Consider the following 21,990-nt stretch of genomic DNA (forward strand, 5'->3'; position numbering starts at 1 on the left):
TGATGACTTTACCTCATATTTACATCGGCACAGGCGGCTATGCCGACACCGATCTGCTTGGCACGCTTTATCCTTTCGGCACGAAAAAAGAGGATTTTCTGGCGGTTTACAGCCAGCATTACGATACGCTTGAAATCAATAGCACCTTCCACGCTCCTATCGGGCAGAAAGCCTTTGAGGGAATGGTGCAAAAAGCGGAAGGGCGGCTGAATTTTTCAGTGAAATTACACCAAGATTTCAGCCACCAACGCACGGCAACTTTAGAGCAGGCTCAAGCCTTTTTGAATGCGTTGCAACCGCTTATGGAGCAAAATGTGTTGGCGAATTTGTTTATTCAATTTCCAACCCAATTTGAACGCACGCCACCCAATCGCCGTTATTTGGGCGAATTGATAAAATGGTTTGAAAATCAACCGCTTGCAATTGAGTTCCGACACCCAAGTTGGCATATTTCGCCTGTGTTTGACACTTTCGCAAACAGCTCAAATCTGATTTGGTGCAATGTGGATTATCCGCAGAATATTGGCTTGCCAGCGTTTCATTTTTTCGCCAACCAACGCACTGCTTATTTACGGCTGCACGGACGCAACCCTGATTGGTGGAAAGGGCAAAGTGCTTCAGAACGCCACGATTATCGTTATTCGGACGAAGAGTTGAACGGTTTGGCGGATTTGCTGTTTCATCGAAAAGCCGAGTTCGACAGGCTCTATCTCTACTTTGAAAACACCACTAAAAGCCACGCATTTTATAATATCCAAACGCTAAAAGGCTTTTTGGCGGAGAAAGGATTTCAGATAAAACCTGTGCCAGAAATATTGCTAGGACAACAGAGTTTGTTTTAACCCAAAAAGAAAAAAGAGCAGCAAAGCTGCTCAATGATGCGTAACCCAGCACGGCTCGTGCTGGGTAATAAACAATTTGCAAATTATTGTGCTTTTTCGACCGCTTTTACCGTAATTGCCAACTCTTCCAACGCTTTCGGATTTGCGTAGCTTGGCGCTTCGGTCATTAAGCACGCTGCTGCGGTGGTTTTCGGGAAAGCGATCACATCACGAATGTTGTCGGTGCCGGTAATTAGCATTGTTAAACGGTCTAAACCGAACGCTAAACCTGCGTGTGGCGGGGTGCCGAATTTTAACGCATCTAATAAGAAGCCGAATTTCTCTTGTTGCTCTTCTTCGTTAATGCCTAAAATGTTGAACACGGTTTGTTGCATTTGTTGGCTGAAAATACGCACTGAGCCGCCGCCCACTTCGTAGCCGTTGATCACCATATCGTACGCATTTGCCACTGCATTTTCAGGATCTTTTACCAGTTCTTCTGGGCTTAAATCTTTCGGCGAGGTGAATGGGTGGTGCATTGCAGATAAATTGCCTTCGTCATCACGCTCAAACATTGGGAAATCAACTACCCACAGCGGTTTCCACGCTTTGGTGTCGGTTAAGCCTAAGTCGTTGCCCACTTTCAAACGTAATGCCCCGATGGCGTTGGTTGCCACGTTCCAGCTGTCTGCACCGAAGAACACGATGTCATCTTTTTGCAGATTTAAACGTTCAAATAAGGCTTTTAACACCTCTTCGTTTAAGAATTTCGCAACCGGGCTTTGAATGCCTTCTAAGCCAGCGTTTACGTCATTCACTTTCAACCACGCCAAGCCTTTTGCCCCGTAAATGCCAACAAATTGGGTATAATCATCAATGTTTTTACGCGTAAGCGATGCCCCATTTGGTACACGAAGAGCGACAACACGCCCTTTCGGATCGTTCGCTGGGCCGCTAAATACTTTGAAATCGACCGATTTTAAAATATCCGCCACATCGACCATTTCTAATGGGTTACGCAAATCTGGTTTGTCTGAACCGAAACGCTGCATCGCTTCCGCCCACGTCATCATTGGGAATTTGCCTAAATCCACGTTCAAGCGGTCTAACCACAAGCCACGAATCATCTCTTCCATTAATTCACGCACTTCTTCGGCTGTGAGGAATGAGGTTTCCACATCGATTTGGGTAAATTCCGGCTGGCGGTCTGCACGCAAATCTTCGTCACGGAAACATTTTACGATTTGGTAGTAGCGGTCAAAGCCTGACATCATCAGCAACTGTTTGAAAAGCTGTGGCGATTGTGGCAAGGCATAGAATTTGCCTTTATGCACACGGCTTGGCACAAGGTAATCTCTCGCACCTTCAGGGGTGGCTTTGGTGAGCATTGGGGTTTCTATATCTAAGAAACCGTGGTCGTCCATAAAGCGGCGAACGAAACTCGTGATTTTGGCACGGGTTTTGAGTTTTTCTGCCATTTCAGGGCGACGTAAATCCAAATAGCGGTATTTCAAACGCTGTTCTTCGGTATTGGTTTGGTTGAAGTCAAGCGGTAACACTTCAGCGTTGTTATACACTACTAAATTTTTTACCAAGACTTCAATTTCACCCGTCGCCATTTCTTTGTTAATTTGCGATTCATCACGAGCGATCACTTCACCTTGAATTTGTACGCAAGCCTCTGACCGTAACGCTGAGGCTTGTTTGAAAAGTGCCTCGTCTTTCTCATCGAAAAATACCTGCACAATGCCTTCACGATCACGAATTTGCATAAAAATAAAACGACCAAGGTTACGAACACGGTGAACCCAACCGCTTAATGTTACGGCTTGCCCAACGTGAGTGCGGTTTAGGTTGCCGCAGTAGTGAGAACGCATCATATAAATTATCCTTTTGAAAATGGTTGCCCGAATATCGGAGAAAACCTGAGAATTATAGCGGAAATTAGTGTGAAAAGGAGAAATAAAAACATACAAGCGGTGATTTTTCATAGAAATTTTGCAATTTTTTAGTGAAAAACAACCGCTTGTTGCTATCCTTCCAGCCCGATAAAAATCGCCAGTAGGAGCGGTGCAGCAAGATTCACAATAAACCCAAAGCTAATCGCCAATGGCACAATTTGAATGCCGCCTGATTTTTGAATAATTGGGAGCATACAATCCAGCGAGGTTGCACCGCCAATGCCAACTGCCGTGGAGGGGAATTGTCGCATAAAAAGTGGCACTAAAAACAGGCATAAAATCTCACGCGAAATATCGTTAAAAAAGGCGATACTGCCGTAAATCGGGCCCCAAGCATCATTGACTAATACGCTTGAAAGGGAATACCAGCCAAATGCAGAAGCAAAGGTTAAGCCTTTCGCGAGTGAAATATTGAGTAAAAATGAGGCAATAACCCCACCAATGATAGAGCTTAGGATCATCACCATTGAAGTGTAAATGCCGCGTTTGTTGAAAAATACTTCACGCAGTGGGATGCCACTGTTACGGAGCTGAATCCCTACCCCGAAAATCATCACTTCTAAAACGTAAGTACTTGCATATAAAGGAAAATTGACTAAGCCTTTTGTGAAATAGCCAATAATGCCGCCTAATAAGGTGACGCCAATTAATTTAAAGGAGTCGAATAATAAATGCAGGCGAGATGGAAGTTGATCCTGATTGACTTGCACTCTTTGCATTGGTTGAAGTTTGTCATAAATCACTAAACCGACGATGTTTGAAAATAGTAATATTGCGACTAAACTAAATGCTATTGTGCCAATTTGTGGGAGTTCGGTTAATATGTTATCTATTTGACCGAGCGAGATGCCCATTACCAATAAAATAAGGTAAAGGCAGATATTTACCACTTTATTGACGAAAGTTAAATAGCTAGGATTTTTAAGTGTAACCAGGTAACCAAGGAAAAGTGGAATCAGCACAATCGCTAAACCGTAGAGCATTTTTTTATCCTTATTTTTAAATTGAAAGCTCGGAATTGTAACAATAAGACCATAAAATAAAACTGTTTTTATATACAATACTTAGGCTGCAAGCGGTTATTTTTGCAGAAATTTTTACCAATACTTTTTGATAAATCGGTATTTAGAATTGAACTAAATATTAGTGTTAAATTTCATTAACTAACGTTAAAGATGAGGAAAATTATGAACAATTGCTTGAAACTGCTGACAAAATCATTATCTTAGTTAGGCAATATTGCACCATATATTTAATTATTTCGGAGATTTAACACATTATGGCAAAACGTGTCATTCTATTTTTATTAACTAACTTAGCAATTACCTTAGTTTTAGGGATTGTGTTAAATATTATTTTTAATGCTACAGGCATTCAAGGGCAAAGCATTGCTGGGATTTTAGTGCTTTCTCTAGTCTTTGGTTTTAGTGGGTCTTTAATTTCGTTATTTCTGTCTAAATCAATGGCATTGCGTTCAGTTGGGGCTGAGGTGATTACACAGCCTCGTAATGAAGCAGAGCAATGGTTATTCAATACTGTTCAACGTCAAGCACAACAAGTGAATATTCCGATGCCAGATATTGCGATTTACCATTCCTTAGATGTAAACGCATTCGCAACAGGTGCGACAAAAAAGAGCTCATTAGTTGCAGTCAGTACTGGCTTGCTTAATTCAATGACCCAAGACGAAGCAGAAGCAGTGGTGGCACACGAGGTGGCACATATTGCGAACGGCGATATGGTAACAATGACGCTGTTACAAGGCGTGTTAAATACATTCGTGATTTTTTTAGCGCGTATTATTTCCACTGCTGCGGCAAGCTCTCGTGATGAAAATGGCAACTCAAGTACCAACACTCTAGTGTTTTGGGTGGTAGATATTGCATTACAGATGGTGTTTGGTGTACTTGCAACAATGATTGCAATGTGGTTCTCTCGCTATCGTGAATTCCGAGCAGATGCAGGCTCTGCACAATTAGTGGGTAAAGAGAAAATGATTGCTGCTTTACAACGCTTGCAACGTATTCACGAGCCACAAGAATTACAGGGTTCTCTCGCAGCGTTTATGATTAATGGCGTGCGTGGTAAAGAATTATTTATGAGCCACCCACCATTAGAAAAACGTATTGAAGCGTTAAGAGGCTTATAAATACAAGCGGTTGTTTTTAGTAAAATTTTTGCAAAAAACAACCGCTTTGCTTTATAAAACATACGTCAAAATATGGCGAAGCGTTGCCAGTAGAAACAGATAACGCAGTAGTTTACCCATCGTAATCAAAATGATGCTTTGCCAAAGGTTAAACCGTAGCCAACCTGCAATGCCACAGAAAATATCTCCTACAATCGGAAGCCAACTAAAAAGCAGAACTAAAACACCATATTTCTTGCATTTTTCTAATGCCCATTGTGTATAAAAATTGTCTGCTTTTTTCGGATAGGGAAGCTGCAATCCCATTACATAAGTAATTAGGCTGCCTAAGCTATTTCCTACTGTTGCAACACTCAATAGAGCAAATAGTGAAGATGAATAAATAGTTTGATTTGCTAAAATGTGCTGGCTTGCAATAGTCGTAAAAATAATTTCAGAGTTTCCTGGTAAGAGTGTTGAGCTAAGTAATCCGCTGAAAAACATTGTGATTAACTGATTTTGCTCAGAAAAAAAGAAACTAAAAAATGAAGTTAAGTATCCTGTCATAAATTTATTGTTAATTTGTTAAGAAATTGTTTGTTTAAAATTGATTAAATGTTGTACTTTTAAAGAATTTTGTTCTATATCAAAAAAAGAGGTGGAAATACCTCTGATTGCGTAAGATTTTATTTAAAGAACAACTGAAGACGTCTATAATTCTTGCAAAATATATCCGTTTTTAATTCTCGTATTTAAGGTTGTCTGATGTTTTCTCCTGCTGAAATGGCAAAAATCGCAGAAGATGGTGCGGTTTATAAAGCAACAAAAAATCAATTATATTCCTTTCTTTCTGCGATTACCGCAGGCGGTTTTATTGCAATAGCTTTTGTATTTTATACCACAACCCAAGTAGGTGCGAGTGAAATGCCGTGGGGTATGGCTAAACTGATTGGCGGTTTGGTGTTTTCACTTGGTGTGATTATGTGCGTAGTATTTGGAGCAGAATTATTTACCTCTTCAACGCTTACCATTGTGGCGAGAGCAAGTAAAAGAATCAATTGGCTGCAAATGTTCAAAAACTGGGTAGTTGTTTATTTTGGTAACTTTATTGGTGCTATTTCTATTGTCTTGCTTATTTGGTTTAGCGGCCAGATTATGGTGGCGAAAGGGCAATGGGGATTGGTAATTTTAAATACCGCACAGCATAAAATTCATCATTTATGGTTTGAAACATTTTGTTTGGGTGTTTTCTGTAACATTATGGTGTGTATTGCGGTATGGATGTCTTATGCAGGTAAAAGCCTAACCGATAAAGCCTTTATTATGATGTTGCCAATTGCAATGTTCGTGGCCTCAGGCTTTGAGCATTGTGTGGCGAATATGTTTATGATTCCAATGGGAATGGCGATTTCTCACTTTGCAAGCCCAGAGTTTTGGGCGGCAATTAATGTTGATCCAGTACAATTTGCTGATTTGGATTGGCACCACTTTGTATTTAAAAATCTCATTCCTGCCACGTTAGGTAATATTGTTGGTGGTGTATGCTTTATCGGTTTAATGCAATGGTTTTTGTACATTAGAAAACACTAGGATTTTAGAATCAAGCGGTTGATTTTGGAGAAAAATTTGCAAATCAGCCGTTACCCATTTTTACTTACTAATAAGAGGACTTAAAATGACTCAATTAACAGACGCTCAACAAAAAGCCTGGGAAGGTTTTACGGGTGGCGATTGGCAAACTGAAGTAAACGTTCGTGATTTTATCCAAAAAAACTATACGCCTTATGAAGGCGATGAATCTTTTCTTGCAGAAGTAACGCCCGCAACTGAGAAATTGTGGGCAGATGTAATGGAAATGATCAAAGTTGAAAACAAAACACACGAACCGTATGACATTGACTGCGATACACCCTCTACCATTACTTCTCACGCAGCAGGTTATATCGACAAAGATTTAGAGAAAATCGTGGGTCTTCAAACAGATGCTCCTTTAAAGCGTGCGATTATGCCATTTGGTGGTATCAATATGGTGAAAGGCTCGTGCAAAGTTTATCGTCGTGAATTAAAGCCAGAAGTAGAGAAAATTTTTACTGAGTATCGTAAAACCCATAACCAAGGCGTATTTGATGTTTACACTCCAGATATTTTACGCTGCCGTAAATCAGGTGTAATTACTGGTTTACCTGATGCTTATGGTCGCGGTCGTATCATTGGTGACTATCGTCGTATGGCACTTTACGGTGCAGATTTCTTAATGAAAGATAAACAGCGTCAGTTTGCATCATTACAAGCTCGCCTAGAAGCGGGCGAAGATATTCAAGCAACCATTCAACTTCGTGAAGAAATTGCTGAACAACATCGTGCATTAGGCAAAATGAAAGAAATGGCGGCAAGCTATGGTTTTGATATTTCAGGCCCTGCAACGAATGCACAAGAAGCGGTGCAATGGACATATTTTGCGTACCTTGCAGCGGTGAAGTCGCAAAACGGTGCGGCAATGTCGTTCGGTCGTGTATCTTCGTTCTTAGATATTTTCATTGAGCGTGATTTAAAAGCAGGCAAAATCACCGAACAAGAAGCTCAAGAATTAATTGATCACTTAGTGATGAAATTGCGTATGGTGCGTTTCTTACGTACTCCTGAATATGATCAACTATTCTCAGGCGATCCTATGTGGGCAACGGAAACGTTAGCTGGTATGGGCTTAGATGGCCGTACATTAGTCACGAAAAATAGCTTCCGTATATTACACACCCTTTACACAATGGGGCCTTCACCAGAGCCAAATTTAACCATTCTTTGGTCTGAGCAATTACCTGAAGGGTTCAAACGCTATTGTGCGAAAGTGTCTATTGATACCTCATCGGTGCAATATGAAAATGATGATTTAATGCGTCCGGATTTTCAAAATGACGACTATGCAATTGCGTGCTGTGTAAGCCCAATGATTGTGGGTAAAATGATGCAATTTTTCGGTGCACGAGCAAACTTAGCGAAAACATTGCTATATGCAATCAATGGCGGTATTGATGAGAAATCGGGTGAACAAATTGGTCCGAAATCGGAAGCAATTACAAGTGAATATTTAGATTATGATGACGTGATGACTCGTCTAGACAGCTTTATGGACTGGTTAGCAACCCAATATGTGACGGCGTTAAATATCATTCACTTTATGCACGATAAATATGCATACGAAGCAGCATTAATGGCACTTCACGATCGTGATGTATTCCGTACGATGGCGTGTGGTATTGCTGGATTATCGGTTGCGGCAGACTCACTTTCAGCGATTAAATATGCGAAAGTCAAACCAATTCGCAGTGATATTGAAATTAAAAACAAAGCGGGTGAAGTGGTTGGTGTGACGAAAAACGTGGCGACTGACTTTGAAATTGAAGGCGAATATCCACAATTTGGTAACAACGATAACCGTGTAGACGAAATTGCTGTCGATTTAGTTGAGCGTTTTATGAAGAAAATTCAAAAACTCAACACATACCGCAATGCAACGCCAACTCAATCTGTACTTACTATCACATCTAATGTGGTTTATGGTAAGAAAACAGGTAATACCCCAGATGGTCGTCGCAGCGGTGCACCATTTGGACCAGGTGCGAATCCAATGCACGGACGTGACCAAAAAGGTGCGGTTGCTTCACTGACTTCTGTGGCTAAATTGCCATTTGCGTATGCAAAAGATGGTATCTCTTATACCTTCTCAATCGTACCAAATGCGTTAGGTAAAGATTACGAAGCACAAAAACGTAACCTTGCAGGCTTAATGGACGGCTACTTCCACCACGAAGCAACAGTAGAAGGTGGTCAGCACTTAAATGTGAACGTATTAAATCGTGACACATTATTAGATGCGGTTGAAAATCCTGAAAAATACCCGCAATTAACGATTCGTGTATCAGGTTACGCGGTACGTTTCAACTCTTTAACTAAAGAGCAACAAATGGACGTAATTACCCGTACCTTTACTGAAAGTATGTAATAGCAATTTGCAAAACTTTTAGAAAAATCAACCGCTTGTGGTATTTATGCCACAAGCGGTTTTTTTGTGATCTCGCTCGAAAAAAATAGTTATTCATTTACACAGCTTTAGAAATATTGTTTATAATTACAGTGTTCTATATGGGAGAAAGAGATGTCTAAGCAAGATTTAATTCGTTCCTCTGTGGCAGAATATCTGACCTTTATCACGGCAACAGGGGAAAGCCAAGTTGATGCTATTTACTCTGATGAAAATGTTTGGCTAAGACAAAAAATGATGGGAGTACTTTATGAGGTAGAGTCTCATACTATTACTTACCATTTACAAAAAATATTTTTTGATAAGGAATTAGATGAAAATTCAGTTACTCGAAAATTTCGAGTAACTGCCCAAGACGGAAAAAACTACCAGACGAAGCACTATAATTTATCTGCCATTATCGCAGTAGGTTATAAAGTTAATTCCGAGCGAGCAGTGCAGTTTCGCAAATGGGCGACTGAAATTGTACAGAGCTTTGCGATTAAAGGCTTTGCGATGGACGATGAACGGCTAAAAAATGACGGCACAATTTTAGGCAAGAAATACTTTGAAGAACAGCTTGCCCGCATTCGGGAAATTCGATTATCCGAACGCAAGTTCTACCAAAAAATCACCGACATTTACGCAACCTCAGTGGATTACGACCGCACCGCCACTGCCACCAAACGCTTTTTTGCTACAGTACAAAATAAATTGCACTGGGCAATTCACGGACATACTGCTGCTGAGCTGATTATGGCAAGAGCCAATGCTGAAAAACCGAATATGGGGCTAACGAATTGGAAAGACGCTCCGCAGGGTAAAATTTATCTGTTTGATGTAGTCGTTGCCAAAAATTACCTGTCTGACAATGAGCTTGCACAATTACAACGGCTGGTATCGGCTTATTTAGATATGGCGGAAGATATGGCAGAACGCCAAATTCCTATGACAATGGCAGATTGGGAAACCCGCCTCAATCGCTTTCTTGCCGCCACAGACCGAGAAATTTTACAAGATGCTGGCAAAGTTACTGCTGAAATCGCTAAATCGTTTGCCTTAAGCGAATTTGAAAAATACCGAGTGAAACAAGATTTGAGTTATGAAAGTGATTTTGACTTACTGGTAAAAGAGATGGCAGCTAAATACCACGCAGGTTAGGTTTGCAAATTTTTACGGAAAACTGACCGCTTACAAGCGGTGAAAATAGGTTTAAAAAATGCAAAAATTTAAATATAGCGTATAATTCCAATATGTTATTAATTTGTTTATATAAGGTTTCTTTAATGTATCAAAATTTTTCTGCTGAATTAAATTGGGCAACACTACATATGACCCGTACGCGTGCAGCTGTTGAGGCTTTACCTGATTTATCCCACGTGCGTTTAGCGTGCAATATGCACTTAGATTTGAAAATGGCTCCGTTAGTGAAAGGCTTGCTAGATAAAGGGGCAAAAGTGTTTTTAACCACTTGCAACCCAACCACCGTACAAGATGATGTGGTGGCGTATTTAGTTGAACACGGTGCAGGTGCCCATGCTTGGCGTGATATGTCCAATGCCGACTGGTACGAAAGTTTTCAAAAAGCAGTAGATTGGCAGCCAACCCATTTATGCGAAATGGGGTCAGATTTAACCTCGCTGATTCATTCAAAAGGCTTACAAACAGGCGTGAAAGCAGGATTGGAGGCAACAGGTTCTGGCGTGAATCGCTTAAATGGTTTGAAACCTTATTACCCGATTTTCAACTGGGACGATTTGCCGGTGAAAGAGGGCTTGCACAACCGCTATATGGTCGGCTTAACCGCTTGGCATACTTTCTTACAAACCACCCACTTAAGTCTGCACGAAAAAACGGTAGTTGTTATTGGCTATGGTTTGGTAGGGCAAGGCGTGGCAGCCTCAGCAAAAGCCTACGGCGGTAAAGTGATTGTGGCTGAATTAGATCGTGCCAGAGCGTTACAAGCCGAATATGACGGTTGGATGGTAATGCCGCTTGCTGAAGCCATTAAAATTGCCGATGTAGTTGCCACAGCAACAGGGGCAAAAAACGTGCTCTCAGGCAAGATGATTGAACAAGCGAAATCAGGCTTATTTATTTTAAATGTCGGACACGTTGCCGAAGAAATTGATGTGCCGTTTTTAAAACAACACCCAATGAGCGTGCCGATGCCCTATGTCAATGCTTACCAAGTAGGCGAGAAAACCGTTTATCTGCTGGCAGACGGCTCAATGTTTAACCTCACAGCAGGTTATGGCGACAGTATTAATGCTTTTGATGTTACTCTTGCGGTTATGGCAAGTGGTATCGGGCATATTGTTGGCGAAGGCGAAAAGGCAGAAAAAGATGTTTACTTACTGCCGAAAGCTGTTTGGCAAAAAGTGTTATAAAATCGACCGCTTGTAAGCAGTGGAATAGCCTTAAAACAACATATTTTAAAAAAATAGGGGCTGTAGTAGATTAGCCCTAAATCTCACACCATTTTCGCAACGTTTTGAGCTGTTCTTTTGGTGTACCAAAGTTAAACCGAAATTCACATTCCTTCAAGAATAAAGGGAAATTTTTTCGGTTAATTCCGTTATATTTTCGGAGTACTCGCTTCGCTTGATTCCAAAAATTTTCAATGCCATTGATATGGTTTTGTTTCTTCGCAAACAGTTCGGAATGGTTGATTCGCTCGTGATGAAATTCGCTCACATCAAGGGCATCATAGCTACGATAGGTATCCGTATAAACCCAGCTGTCAGGCTTGATTTTCCTTGTAATAACCGGCACTAGCGTTTCTGATTTGGTATTTTCTACCACTACGGTAAACACCTTTCCTTGACGCTTCAACAAACCGAATACAGCGACTTTCCCAGCCGCACCTCGCCCTCGTTTTCCTTTGCGATGACCACCAAAATAGCTTTCATCTACCTCAATTTTTCCCTCAAAAATTTCATGAGCTTCAAGGGCTAAATGGTGTTCAATGACCAGCCTAATTTTGTGGTAAAACAGGGCTGCCGTATTGGGTTGAATACCTAATAAATCAGCAGCGGTTCTAGCGGTCACTTCAGCAACAAAAAATTCAAGAAGCTTTTTCTGCAAAGATTTCTTTAATTTACAATGGGTTATCTTCATTTTTGTAGTATGGCAGTGATGCTAATCTACTACAGCCCCTTCTTTTATATCACCTTTTTTAAATGCAAGAATAATAAGGCAACTAATAGAAATCACTGTCATTGCCAAATTAACAAAATGTTTCATTTCATAAGTAATAGATAAGTTAAACAGTGAAAGAATATCTGCCCATAAAATAGCTTGGAATAACTTATTGCCTGTCGCTTTTTCATTGAAATCGTGTATACGTCTAATAATAAGGGAATATTTGAGCACAATAAGTAATGCAAAAATTGCAGATAAATATACAAGATACTCGGTATATCTCGTTGTGGGATTATTATAGAGAACTCGCCCTATATTCATGAGTTCTAAAATCATACTAGCAAATAGATAACTTACAGCCAAGACTAGCAAGAATAAAGCATAGTGAAGTCTCCCTATTCGTCCTTTAAATCCAAAGAAAAAACCGAAAAAATTTTTTAAGCTATTCATTTTTTATCTCCTATAAAGAAATTTTAGTTAGTAGGTGAATAATTTTTGCTAATTGTATTCCTCTACTGGTATTCCTCTACTGGTATTCCTCTACTGGTATTCAGTCAATGCACAAAATCACAAAAAATTATGCCATAAACGCATAATTTTATGAGATAACTATGGCACAGCTGATTTCAACAGACATCGACCGTCTTGTCGGTCAACGCATTCAACAAAAACGCAGAGAAATGGGATATTCGGCGGAGAGGTTGTCGGAGTATGTAGATATTTCCCAACCACAGCTTTCACGCTATGAACGAGGGGCGAATAAGATCAACGTGGCACATTTGGTGGCGATTGCCACTTTTTTGAAAACACCGATTAGCTACTTTTTTTCCGATTGTATGGAAGGGTTTGATTGGAATAGCGATGACGCCGACCGATATTGGCAGGAATTAACCCAAACGCAAAAATCGCTATTCGTTGATTTTCTGAAAGAGATCAAAAAATAGTTGGGATTTCTCGCCGAGTAAAGTTTAATGGCTTGATTTATTTCTGCGAACAATCTAAAAATTTGCTACAATTTGTCAAAATTTTTTGAGGTTCGAAGTAAGCAAATGTCTGTTGTTGGATGTATCCATTCTTATGAATCCTGTGGCACGGTAGATGGTCCGGGGATTCGTTTTATTCTTTTTTTACAAGGTTGTTTAATGCGTTGTAAGTACTGCCATAATCGTGATACTTGGGATCTCGATGGTGGCAAAGAGATCAGCGTGGAAGAATTGATGAAAGAAGTCACCACTTATAAGCATTTTATGAAAGCCACAGGCGGTGGTGTGACGGCTTCAGGTGGTGAGGCGGTGCTGCAAATGGAATTTGTACGAGATTGGTTTCGGGCCTGTAAAGCAGAGGGCATCAACACCTGTTTAGACACCAATGGCTTTGTGCGTAACTACAGCCCTGTAGTGGATGAAATGCTAGAGGTGACCGATCTTGTTTTGCTTGATTTAAAACAACTGAACGATGAAGTCCACCAAGATTTGATCGGCGTATCTAATAAGCGAACGTTAGATTTTGCTCGTTATTTACACAAAATGAATAAGCCAACTTGGGTTCGTTATGTGGTAGTTCCAGGCTACACGGACGATGACGATTCTGCCCACCGTTTAGGGCAGTTTATTCAAGGAATGGACAACATCGAAAAAGTCGAGCTTCTGCCATACCACCGTCTTGGGGCTCACAAATGGGAAACTTTGGGCTATAAATATGAGCTTGATGGCATACTTCCACCGCCAAAAGAAGATTTAGAACGTATCCAAAAAATTATTGAAAGTTATGGGCATACGGTGAAATTCTAACTGGGCTTTACGCCCTTAAAAATTTAATCATAAAGGTGTATTTATACGCCTAAAATGTAAGGAAAAATAATGTCTAACCCTCTTTTAAATTACACGGGCTTGCCAGCCTTTTCGCAAATTAAACCTGAACATATCAAGCCTGCAGTTGAAACGGTAATTAAAAAATGTCGTGAAACGGTTGAGATGGTTGCCAAAATTGAGCATCCAACTTGGGAAAATTTCTATTTGCCACAAGTAATCGCAGGTGATCAATTCTCTCGTGCCTGGTCGCCAGTGAGTCATTTGAATGCGGTAAAAAATTCCCCTGAATTGCGTGAAGAATACCAAGCCTGCTTGCCGTTATTATCGGAATACAGTACTTGGGCAGGGCAACATCAGGGGCTTTATCAAGGCTACTTAAAATTAAAAAACAGCCCTGAATTTGCTAACTATTCACCTGCACAGAAAAAAGCGATTGAAAACAGCCTACAAGATTTTGAATTATCTGGCATCTCTTTACCCGCTGATAAACAAAAACGTTATGGAGAAATTTCCGCCCGCTTATCTGAACTTAGTTCACAATTTAGCAATAACGTGCTAGATGCCACAATGGGCTGGGACATCGTAATTACTGACGAGGCACAATTAAAAGGCTTGCCAGAATCTGCACTTGAAGCCGCAAAATTATCCGCAGAAAGCAAAGGCAAAAAGGGCTACCGTTTCACCCTTGAAATCCCAAGCTATTTGCCTGTGCTAACGTATTGTGAAAACAAGGCATTGCGTGAGGAAATGTATAGAGCATTTGTAACGCGTGCTTCTGATCAAGGCCCGAATGCAGGCAAATGGGATAATAGCCTCATTATTGAGGAGATCTTAAAACTTCGCCACGAAAGATCGCAACTGCTCGGTTTTAACACCTATTCTGATTATTCATTAGCGACAAAAATGGCAGAAAATCCGCAGCAAGTGCTAGGTTTTTTAAATGATTTAGCCGAACGCTCAAAAGCTCAAGGTAAAAATGAATTATGTGAGTTGAAGAAGTTTGCCAAAGAACATTTTGGTGTGGAACATCTTGATTTATGGGATATTACATTCTACAGCGAAAAACAGAAACAAGCGTTATATTCAGTCAATGATGAAGAACTTCGCCCTTATTTTCCAGAAAATCGTGTGCTTTCAGGCTTATTTGAGGTGATGAAACGCATTTTTGCAATGCGTGTGGAAGAGCAAAAAGGTGTGGACGTTTGGCACAAAGACGTGCGTTTTTTCAATATTTTTGACAAAAACGACCGCTTACGTGGATCGTTCTACCTTGACTTATATGCTCGAGAAAACAAACGGGGCGGAGCTTGGATGGACGACTGCATCAACCAAAAACGCCTAGCAGATGGCACCTTGCAAAAACCAGTAGCATATTTAACCTGTAACTTCAACAAGCCGATTGGTGACAAACCCGCGTTATTCACTCACGATGAAGTCACCACCCTATTCCACGAATTTGGGCACGGCATCCACCATATGCTCACGGAAATTGATGTGGGTGATGTTGCGGGTATTAACGGCGTGCCGTGGGATGCTGTTGAGCTGCCAAGCCAATTCTTAGAGAACTGGTGCTGGGAAGAGGAGGCTCTCGCCTTTATTTCAGGGCATTATGAAACGGGCGAACCGTTGCCGAAAGCGAAGTTAGATCAGCTCTTAGCGGCGAAAAATTTCCAAGCGGCAATGTTTGTGCTTCGTCAGTTAGAGTTTGGCTTGTTTGACTTCCGCCTGCACACCGAATATGACCCGAACAAACAAGGGCAAGTGTTGGCGTTGCTTAAAGAAGTAAAAGATCAAGTTGCGGTGGCAAAAGGTGTGGAATGGGCAAGAACGCCACATAGCTTCTCGCATATTTTCGCTGGCGGCTATGCGGCAGGCTACTACAGCTACTTATGGGCAGAAGTGCTTTCAGCCGATGCTTACTCACGCTTTGAAGAAGAGGGCATATTCAACGCCGAAACTGGGCAATCTTTCTTAGATAACATCTTAACCCGTGGCGGTTCAGAAGAGCCGATGGTGCTATTTGAACGCTTCCGTGGCAGAAAACCAACCCTTGATGCGTTGCTACGCCATAAAGGAATTTCGGGGAATTAAAGGCAGGTAGTTTAACGTGCTAAGACAAGCGGTCAAATTTGCAAAATTTTTTGCAGATTTGACCGCTTTGTGATTTGCCCCTCAAATTAGGTATCCAGGTTTTGGGGAAGAATCAAGGTTGCGTTATTGGCTTACTTAGCTAAAGAAACTCGATAAAACGAAGTATAACCGAATGGATTTGGTACAAAACCTTGCACTCGTTGGCTGAGTGGAACATAGTTAATTGAATGGGCAAGCGGAATAAATGGAGTTTGCTCATTCACAATATGCACCGCCTCTTGATAAAGTTTTGCTCGCTCTTCACGATTTTGAGTTTGCACAGCTTTGGCAAGTAAAGCCTCAAAATTTTCATCCGTCCAACGTCCATAGTTTGTCCCAGGAATATTGGCTTTACTCAGTAATGGGAACAAGAAATTATCAGGATCACCATTACGACTTGTCCAACCATAAGTACCAGCAGAAAATTCACCTTCACGGGTGCGTTTATTAAAATCAGCCCATTCATGGGTCACCAGTTTCGCTTTTACACCGATTTTTGCCCAATCTGCCTGAATAATTTCCGCAGTGCGACGTGGGTTTGGGTTGGAAGGACGAACCACTGGTTGTACCCAAATTTCCGTTTCAAAACCATCTGCAAAACCAGCTTCAACCAGCAATGCTTTTGCTTTTTCTAAGTTAAACTCATACTGCGGTAGGTTATCGTTATAGCCTAAAACTGCATTTGGGAAAGGATTAGTCGCAACCGAACCACTGCCTTGGTAAACAGCCTCTACAATGCTTTTCTTATCTGTAGCATAGTGTAAAGCTTGGCGTACTTTGGCATTATTTAACGCTGGTTTCGTGCTGTTTAGTCCGATATAAGCTAAATTCAGTCCATCTCGTTGTAATAGATTTACCTTCGGATCTTGTTTCATTTGTGCAATATCGGAAATATTCGGGAAATCAATCACATCACATTCGCCTGCCCTTAATTTGGCATAGCGAGTTCCTGCATCTGGTGTAATGCTAAAAATGAGGCGTTCAAATTTTGCCTTTCCTTGAAAGTAATCAGGGTTAGCAATGTAACGAACCGCGTGGTCGGTCTGATAGGTTTGAAAAATAAATGGCCCAGTGCCGATAGGCTCTTGATCTAATACTTCCGGATTGCCTTCTGCCAACAATTTATCTGCATATTCTTTAGAATAAATGGATAAAAAATCCATTGCTACCGTTGTTAAAAATGGGGTATTTGGTTGTTGTAAAGTAATTTTTACCGTGTAATCATCCGCTTTTTCGATAGATTTAACGATTTTCGGTAAATTCATCCACTGGTAGTAGAAATAAGTTCCACCCGAAACTTTATGGTAGGAATGTTTTGAATCCATTTGGCGTTGGAATGAAAAAATCACATCATCTGCATTTAGCCCACGACTTGGAGTAAAGTTTTTATTGCTATGGAATTTCACATCTTTTCTTAAATGAAAAGTATAGGTCAAACCATCTTCTGAAACTTCCCATTTTTCCGCCAAACTCGGCTCAATGTTCAACTCCCCTGATTTAAAATCTAATAATCGATTATAAACTTGCTGGGAGCTAGCATTGAAATCGTTTGCATCATTGGTAATCGCAGGGCTTAATTTTCCTGGGGGTGTGGCAACACAGCTAATCAGTGTATTAGCTGGAGCCGCATAGGCGATAGCGGTAGAAAATAAAGTAAGGCTTAAAGCTAAGTTGGAAAGACGCATAAAAACTCCTTCAGTTAATATTTAGCTATAACTTACCTAGCATTTCATCGTTTGCAAAATAACCAAAGATTATGTTTTATATAAATTAGTGATGAGCTTTCACTTTCGGGTGGTTTGTTGGTTTTTCAAAGCCTTTTTCTTTTAAGCAGGCTTCAAATTTAGCACGGTCTTTTTTGCTTTTTACTGCAAAGTGCTAGTAATTTTTTCATAAAAACTCCATTTGGTTAGCCATTACTCGGCGAGTGCCGAGTTCGAGGCTATTCTAACAAAAAATCGGTGAAAGAAATGCTTTTCTATACTATAGCAAGCGGTAGAAAAATCCGAATTTTTTGCAAATTTTATTGCAAAATCAACCGCTTGTCTTTCCTTTATTTTTGAACAGGTTATAATTTCAGGCAAGCTATTATTGAGAGAATGCACAATGTCTTTAGATTTATCCGATATTCGAACACAAATCACCAACCTTGATCGCAATTTATTAAAACTACTTGCTGAGCGTCATCGCTTAGCGTTTGATGTGGTGCGAAGCAAAGAGATTACCCAAAAACCATTGCGAGATTTAGAGCGTGAAAAAGTATTACTTCAAGAGTTGGTTAATTTTGCTGAGGCGGAAAATTATCAGCTTGACCCGCAATATGTGACTCAAATTTTCCAACGTATTATTGAAGATTCGGTGCTCACTCAGCAAAATTATTTACAAAATAAACTGAATGAACAGAAAGAGCAGCAGGTTTCTATCGCATTCTTGGGAATGCGTGGTTCTTATTCCAATATGGCCTCTCGCCAATTTGCGAAAAAATATCAAGGTTCGATAGTGGAATTAAGCTGCGGATCTTTTGATGAAGTTTTTTCAAAAGTTAGCCTTGGTGAAGCGGATTTTGGTGTGTTACCGCTTGAAAATACCACTTCAGGTTCGATCAATGAAGTGTATGATTTATTGCAACACACGGATCTCACATTAGTGGGTGAGTTGGCGTATCCAATTAAACATTGTGTGTTAGCCAACGGCAATGTGGATTTAGCGGAGGTGGACACCGTTTACACCCACCCACAGCCAGCTCAACAATGCAGCCAGTTCTTGGCAACGCTAGATAAGGTGCACATCAAATATTGTGAGAGCAGCTCACACGCAATGCAAATGGTGGCTCGTTTAAATAAACCGAACATTGTTGCGTTAGGCAATGAGGATGGCGGTAAATTATACGGTTTAACTAATATTAAAACCGATATTGCTAATCAGCCGAATAATATTACCCGTTTTATTGTGTTGTCGAAAAACGCAGTTCAAGTTTCGCCGCAAGTGCAAACTAAAACTTTACTGCTAATGACCACGACTCAACAAGCGGGTGCGTTGGTTGATGCGTTGATCGTGTTTAAAAATCATCATATCCGAATGTTAAAATTGGAATCTCGCCCTATTTATGGTAAGCCTTGGGAAGAAATGTTTTATGTAGAACTTGAGGCGAATATTCACTCAGAAAATACACAGAATGCTTTAGCACAATTAGAGCAAGTAACAAGTTATCTTAAAGTATTAGGCTGTTACCCAAGTGAAATTATTGAACCGGTAAAGCTTTAATATAGAAATTAAGGGTTGCTTTCAGTGAGGGCAGCCCTTTATGTTTTTAGCAACTTTGTGTTTGTTTGCTTTCTTGTGTTGCTAGGTAGTCTAAATGTTGACGGCTTTGAAATGGCACAATAGACAATTCGCCATTAGGAGAAATCAGCTGATAAAATTGTGGGTGGTTAAAACTACCAAATGCAACTTCAGTTTCTGTTTTTAGTCGCTTATTATGTTGTAATTTATTGATTTTTCTGATTTTTTCTTCTTTATTGCCAGAGCAGTTATAGTAACTTTCCACACTATTTTTCTCATCAACAACATACACATTAAAACTGTTGTCTTGGTTATCTTCAAAGAAAAATTGCAAGAAGCCCTCGCTGGCAAATTCGCTGATTTTTTGAGGAAATGCTTTTTTTTCTTTTGTTATATTCAAGGCTGGATTTGCAATATTTTCACGATTTTCGACCGCTTGTTCTTCAATCTGCTTAATACCAACAGTCTGTTTACGGAATATAACCTGCCACGTTTTTCCTGCAATTTTTAAGTGGCGTAGCTCATCAGCGTGCAATAAACAGCCTGTTTGGATCGTAATACATTTATGGACTAAGTCGGCGACAAACTCACGCAAATCACTGCGTAAATATTTGCTATAACAAAAAATATTGACAGAATTGGGTGATGCTGCACCTTGATAAATACGGTTAGAAACCAATTTAAGGGCTTTTAAAATCGCATCTTCGCCGTCAAAATGTTGGGTGCGAATTTCATTCCAAACATTGCGATAAATAATACTTACACTGCCAACTAATGTTTTTTGGGCATTGCCGAAGTTGAATAGATCGCTTGGATAAACTTTTTTAGGCAATTCGGTAATGGTTTCTGTTGGATCTTGCACTAAATTAATCGCAATAGCTAAATTGCGGATTTTATTTGGGTGGTGCATATCCTCCTGTGTCATTTCTGATGCTTGAATTGGGAAAGTTAAGCGTAAATCGGTAATAAATTGGCGTAGTTTCTGCGTATTTAAGTTATCGCTTACGGTATGTAAATGGGTGTTGACATTAATAATGCCGTTAAAGTATCCCCAAGCAATCAGTTTGATTGGGCTTTTATTGTACTGAACATAGCGAAGATTTGAATCATATTGACTTTTAGGAGCTTGGTTGACTAAATACCAACCTGCTTGCATTAAGCTACCCGCTTTTACTTCAATAAAGGTTACGGCACTTTCAGCTAAATTAGAAGATATTTTGGGGTTAATCAGTGACACTTTACCTGGTAGAACTTCAAATACAGAATACAGTCTTCGCATTAAAATATCGGTGTCATTGGTCATAATACTTGGATTAAGGTGGTATTTTCGGGCAAAGTGAATTAAGTTTCGATAACTTTGCAGTAGGTGATCAATCAGCATATTTTCGTGATTCATCACTTGTTTAATTTTCCAATGCTGGCGGTTTTGCAACAAAGTTGTTTGAGCTTCGCTCCAACACCATTCTTCTACCAATAATTGCAAGGCTTCTGTACGCCAGTTTTTTCTGATTTCCCCTTCAATTGCTTTGGCATAAAAACAGATACGCAAGCGGTCTAATTTTATCCATTCTTTGCGAATAATGAGATGTTCGGTAACCAGTTCAAGCATTGCTTGATAAGGGTCAAAGTGATATTCAATCGCCTCATCGCTAAGTATTCTTTTCTTAAACTCTTTCGAAATGAGCTTTGTTTTCGGGTAAGTGTGGGCGTAGCATTCTAATAGAAAAATCTTAATTGCGGATTTGTAAGGATTATTAATACCTTTATAAAGTTGCCACAGGCTAGCACCAAAAAATTCGCTGGTTGAAAGGCTAGAGAAGTCGCCAAAATCTATCCATTCATTTAAATCAATTTCAGGGTTGTTATGAGCATTTTGATATTCGTTTTTATGCAGATGTAGCCATAATAAGCGTTTACCCGCAAGTAATATTGCAGAACGATAAAATTCGTCAAGCAGGAAAAAATGTTGGGCAGAGCCACTGTGTTCATCCGTTACACCGCTACTATAGGTTTGGGTTTTAAACTGCTCTGGATTCATTAAAAAAATATTAATATCAACGTCAAAGGTTTTTGCCCATTCTTGTAGCTTGGTGATTTTAAGCTCCATTAATTTATATTGTTCAATGGTGAGTGTGTTTGAATAGCATAACCATAAATCTAAATCGGATAGGCTGGTTTGGGTAATGGAGCCAGTGCTGCCCATACAGTAGAGGGCATCAAAATGAGTTTGGTTTTTTATATGATGATCGGAAATTGCTTCTTGGAAGCTATAAGACATCAACGAATGCTTTTGGTAGTCAGATAGCTTAAAATTCCAAATTCCTCGCGGTGCATTTTCTACATAAGCAGGCAGGCTTGGATAATTAAGATGAATGAGTAAAGGAAGTAATGAAAATACGTGTACAAAGCTTTGGTTATTTGCATTAATAGCTCGCTCAATCCGATAGGTATTGAGTTTATCTATTCTTTTTTTAGTGAATTCTAATTTTTGGTAAAAACTTCCCTCGTTTACCTTAGTAGCTTTTTCTTCCACTATTGTTGCTGTATTAGCTTTAAGGGTTAGTGATTTCACGTCAATTTCCTTTAAAAATGTGAGCTATTTAGCATTCTAGCTTAAAAGTAACTATTGTGTAAGGCAATAGCCTAAAAAAGTAGAAATACAATCTTGTATTAAAAGAGTTCAGACCAGTCAGGA

17 protein-coding genes are annotated in these 21,990 nt (G+C 40.0%); 10 read left to right on the forward strand and 7 right to left on the reverse strand.

The window, feature by feature from the left end:
• The first annotated feature begins 2 nt into the window (after window positions 1–2).
• Window positions 3–842: a DUF72 domain-containing protein gene (locus HV560_RS05020; protein ID WP_176812837.1), complete on the forward strand. Its 840-nt coding sequence runs from the start codon at window positions 3–5 to the stop codon at window positions 840–842.
• An 83-nt stretch (window positions 843–925) separates the two neighbouring features.
• Here the strand turns inward: HV560_RS05020 and aspS are convergent, their stop codons facing one another.
• Together aspS and HV560_RS05030 are read right to left on the reverse strand one after the other, a co-directional pair.
• Window positions 926–2,701, reverse strand: a complete 1,776-nt coding sequence (gene aspS / locus HV560_RS05025) for an aspartate--tRNA ligase (RefSeq protein ID WP_176812295.1) — start codon at window positions 2,699–2,701, stop codon at window positions 926–928.
• A gap of 152 nt (window positions 2,702–2,853) precedes the next feature.
• Window positions 2,854–3,765: a LysO family transporter gene (locus HV560_RS05030; protein WP_176807982.1), complete on the reverse strand. Its 912-nt coding sequence runs from the start codon at window positions 3,763–3,765 to the stop codon at window positions 2,854–2,856.
• A 296-nt stretch (window positions 3,766–4,061) separates the two neighbouring features.
• Between HV560_RS05030 and htpX the strand changes: the two genes are divergently transcribed.
• The gene (gene htpX / locus HV560_RS05035; protein WP_176809676.1) at window positions 4,062–4,931 is read left to right on the forward strand and encodes a protease HtpX; all 870 of its coding nucleotides are present in this window, start codon (window positions 4,062–4,064) and stop codon (window positions 4,929–4,931) included.
• A 51-nt stretch (window positions 4,932–4,982) separates the two neighbouring features.
• Here htpX and HV560_RS05040 read toward each other — a convergent pair whose 3' ends face one another.
• The gene (locus tag HV560_RS05040) at window positions 4,983–5,477 is read right to left on the reverse strand and encodes a YqaA family protein (protein ID WP_176809677.1); all 495 of its coding nucleotides are present in this window, start codon (window positions 5,475–5,477) and stop codon (window positions 4,983–4,985) included.
• A 198-nt stretch (window positions 5,478–5,675) separates the two neighbouring features.
• Here HV560_RS05040 and focA point away from each other — a divergent pair, with 198 nt between their 5' ends.
• From focA to HV560_RS05060, 4 genes are all read left to right on the forward strand, one after another.
• Window positions 5,676–6,500, forward strand: a complete 825-nt coding sequence (gene focA / locus HV560_RS05045; RefSeq protein ID WP_176807984.1) for a formate transporter FocA — start codon at window positions 5,676–5,678, stop codon at window positions 6,498–6,500.
• An 85-nt stretch (window positions 6,501–6,585) separates the two neighbouring features.
• Window positions 6,586–8,910: a formate C-acetyltransferase gene (gene pflB / locus HV560_RS05050; RefSeq protein ID WP_176812296.1), complete on the forward strand. Its 2,325-nt coding sequence runs from the start codon at window positions 6,586–6,588 to the stop codon at window positions 8,908–8,910.
• A gap of 153 nt (window positions 8,911–9,063) precedes the next feature.
• Complete coding sequence (locus HV560_RS05055) at window positions 9,064–10,089, forward strand: virulence RhuM family protein (RefSeq protein ID WP_176812297.1); 1,026 nt, start codon at window positions 9,064–9,066, stop codon at window positions 10,087–10,089.
• Between the two features lie 125 nt (window positions 10,090–10,214).
• Window positions 10,215–11,318: an adenosylhomocysteinase gene (locus tag HV560_RS05060; protein WP_176812298.1), complete on the forward strand. Its 1,104-nt coding sequence runs from the start codon at window positions 10,215–10,217 to the stop codon at window positions 11,316–11,318.
• A 76-nt stretch (window positions 11,319–11,394) separates the two neighbouring features.
• Here the strand turns inward: HV560_RS05060 and HV560_RS05065 are convergent, their stop codons facing one another.
• Window positions 11,395–12,048 carry an IS1595 family transposase gene (locus HV560_RS05065; RefSeq protein ID WP_176812299.1) on the reverse strand — a complete coding sequence of 218 codons (654 nt, stop codon included), beginning with the start codon at window positions 12,046–12,048 and terminating at the stop codon, window positions 11,395–11,397.
• Between the two features lie 21 nt (window positions 12,049–12,069).
• Complete coding sequence (locus HV560_RS05070; protein WP_176812300.1) at window positions 12,070–12,522, reverse strand: DUF805 domain-containing protein; 453 nt, start codon at window positions 12,520–12,522, stop codon at window positions 12,070–12,072.
• A 161-nt stretch (window positions 12,523–12,683) separates the two neighbouring features.
• Between HV560_RS05070 and HV560_RS05075 the strand changes: the two genes are divergently transcribed.
• The 3 genes from HV560_RS05075 (at window position 12,684) to prlC (ending at window position 15,974) form a co-directional block, all read left to right on the forward strand.
• Window positions 12,684–13,016, forward strand: a complete 333-nt coding sequence (locus tag HV560_RS05075; RefSeq protein ID WP_176812301.1) for a helix-turn-helix domain-containing protein — start codon at window positions 12,684–12,686, stop codon at window positions 13,014–13,016.
• Window positions 13,017–13,121: 105 nt separating this feature from the next.
• Window positions 13,122–13,862, forward strand: coding sequence for a pyruvate formate lyase 1-activating protein (pflA, locus tag HV560_RS05080; protein WP_176807992.1), 741 nt, complete (start codon window positions 13,122–13,124; stop codon window positions 13,860–13,862).
• A gap of 69 nt (window positions 13,863–13,931) precedes the next feature.
• Complete coding sequence (gene prlC / locus HV560_RS05085) at window positions 13,932–15,974, forward strand: oligopeptidase A (protein WP_176812302.1); 2,043 nt, start codon at window positions 13,932–13,934, stop codon at window positions 15,972–15,974.
• 131 nt (window positions 15,975–16,105) lie between these two features.
• On the opposite strand, the gene HV560_RS05090 is transcribed toward prlC, so the two are convergent.
• Window positions 16,106–17,698, reverse strand: coding sequence for an ABC transporter substrate-binding protein (locus HV560_RS05090; RefSeq protein WP_176812303.1), 1,593 nt, complete (start codon window positions 17,696–17,698; stop codon window positions 16,106–16,108).
• Between the two features lie 421 nt (window positions 17,699–18,119).
• Between HV560_RS05090 and HV560_RS05095 the strand changes: the two genes are divergently transcribed.
• On the forward strand, window positions 18,120–19,277 hold the full coding sequence (locus HV560_RS05095; protein WP_176809686.1) for a chorismate mutase: 1,158 nt from the start codon (window positions 18,120–18,122) through the stop codon (window positions 19,275–19,277).
• Window positions 19,278–19,323: 46 nt separating this feature from the next.
• Here HV560_RS05095 and HV560_RS05100 read toward each other — a convergent pair whose 3' ends face one another.
• A complete protein-coding gene (locus HV560_RS05100) occupies window positions 19,324–21,867 on the reverse strand; it encodes a class I adenylate cyclase (RefSeq protein ID WP_176807996.1) in 2,544 nt (847 codons plus the stop codon).
• Between the last annotated feature and the right edge of the window lie 123 nt (window positions 21,868–21,990).

The organism is Mannheimia pernigra (assembly GCF_013377995.1).
Classification (GTDB): domain Bacteria; phylum Pseudomonadota; class Gammaproteobacteria; order Enterobacterales; family Pasteurellaceae; genus Mannheimia; species Mannheimia pernigra.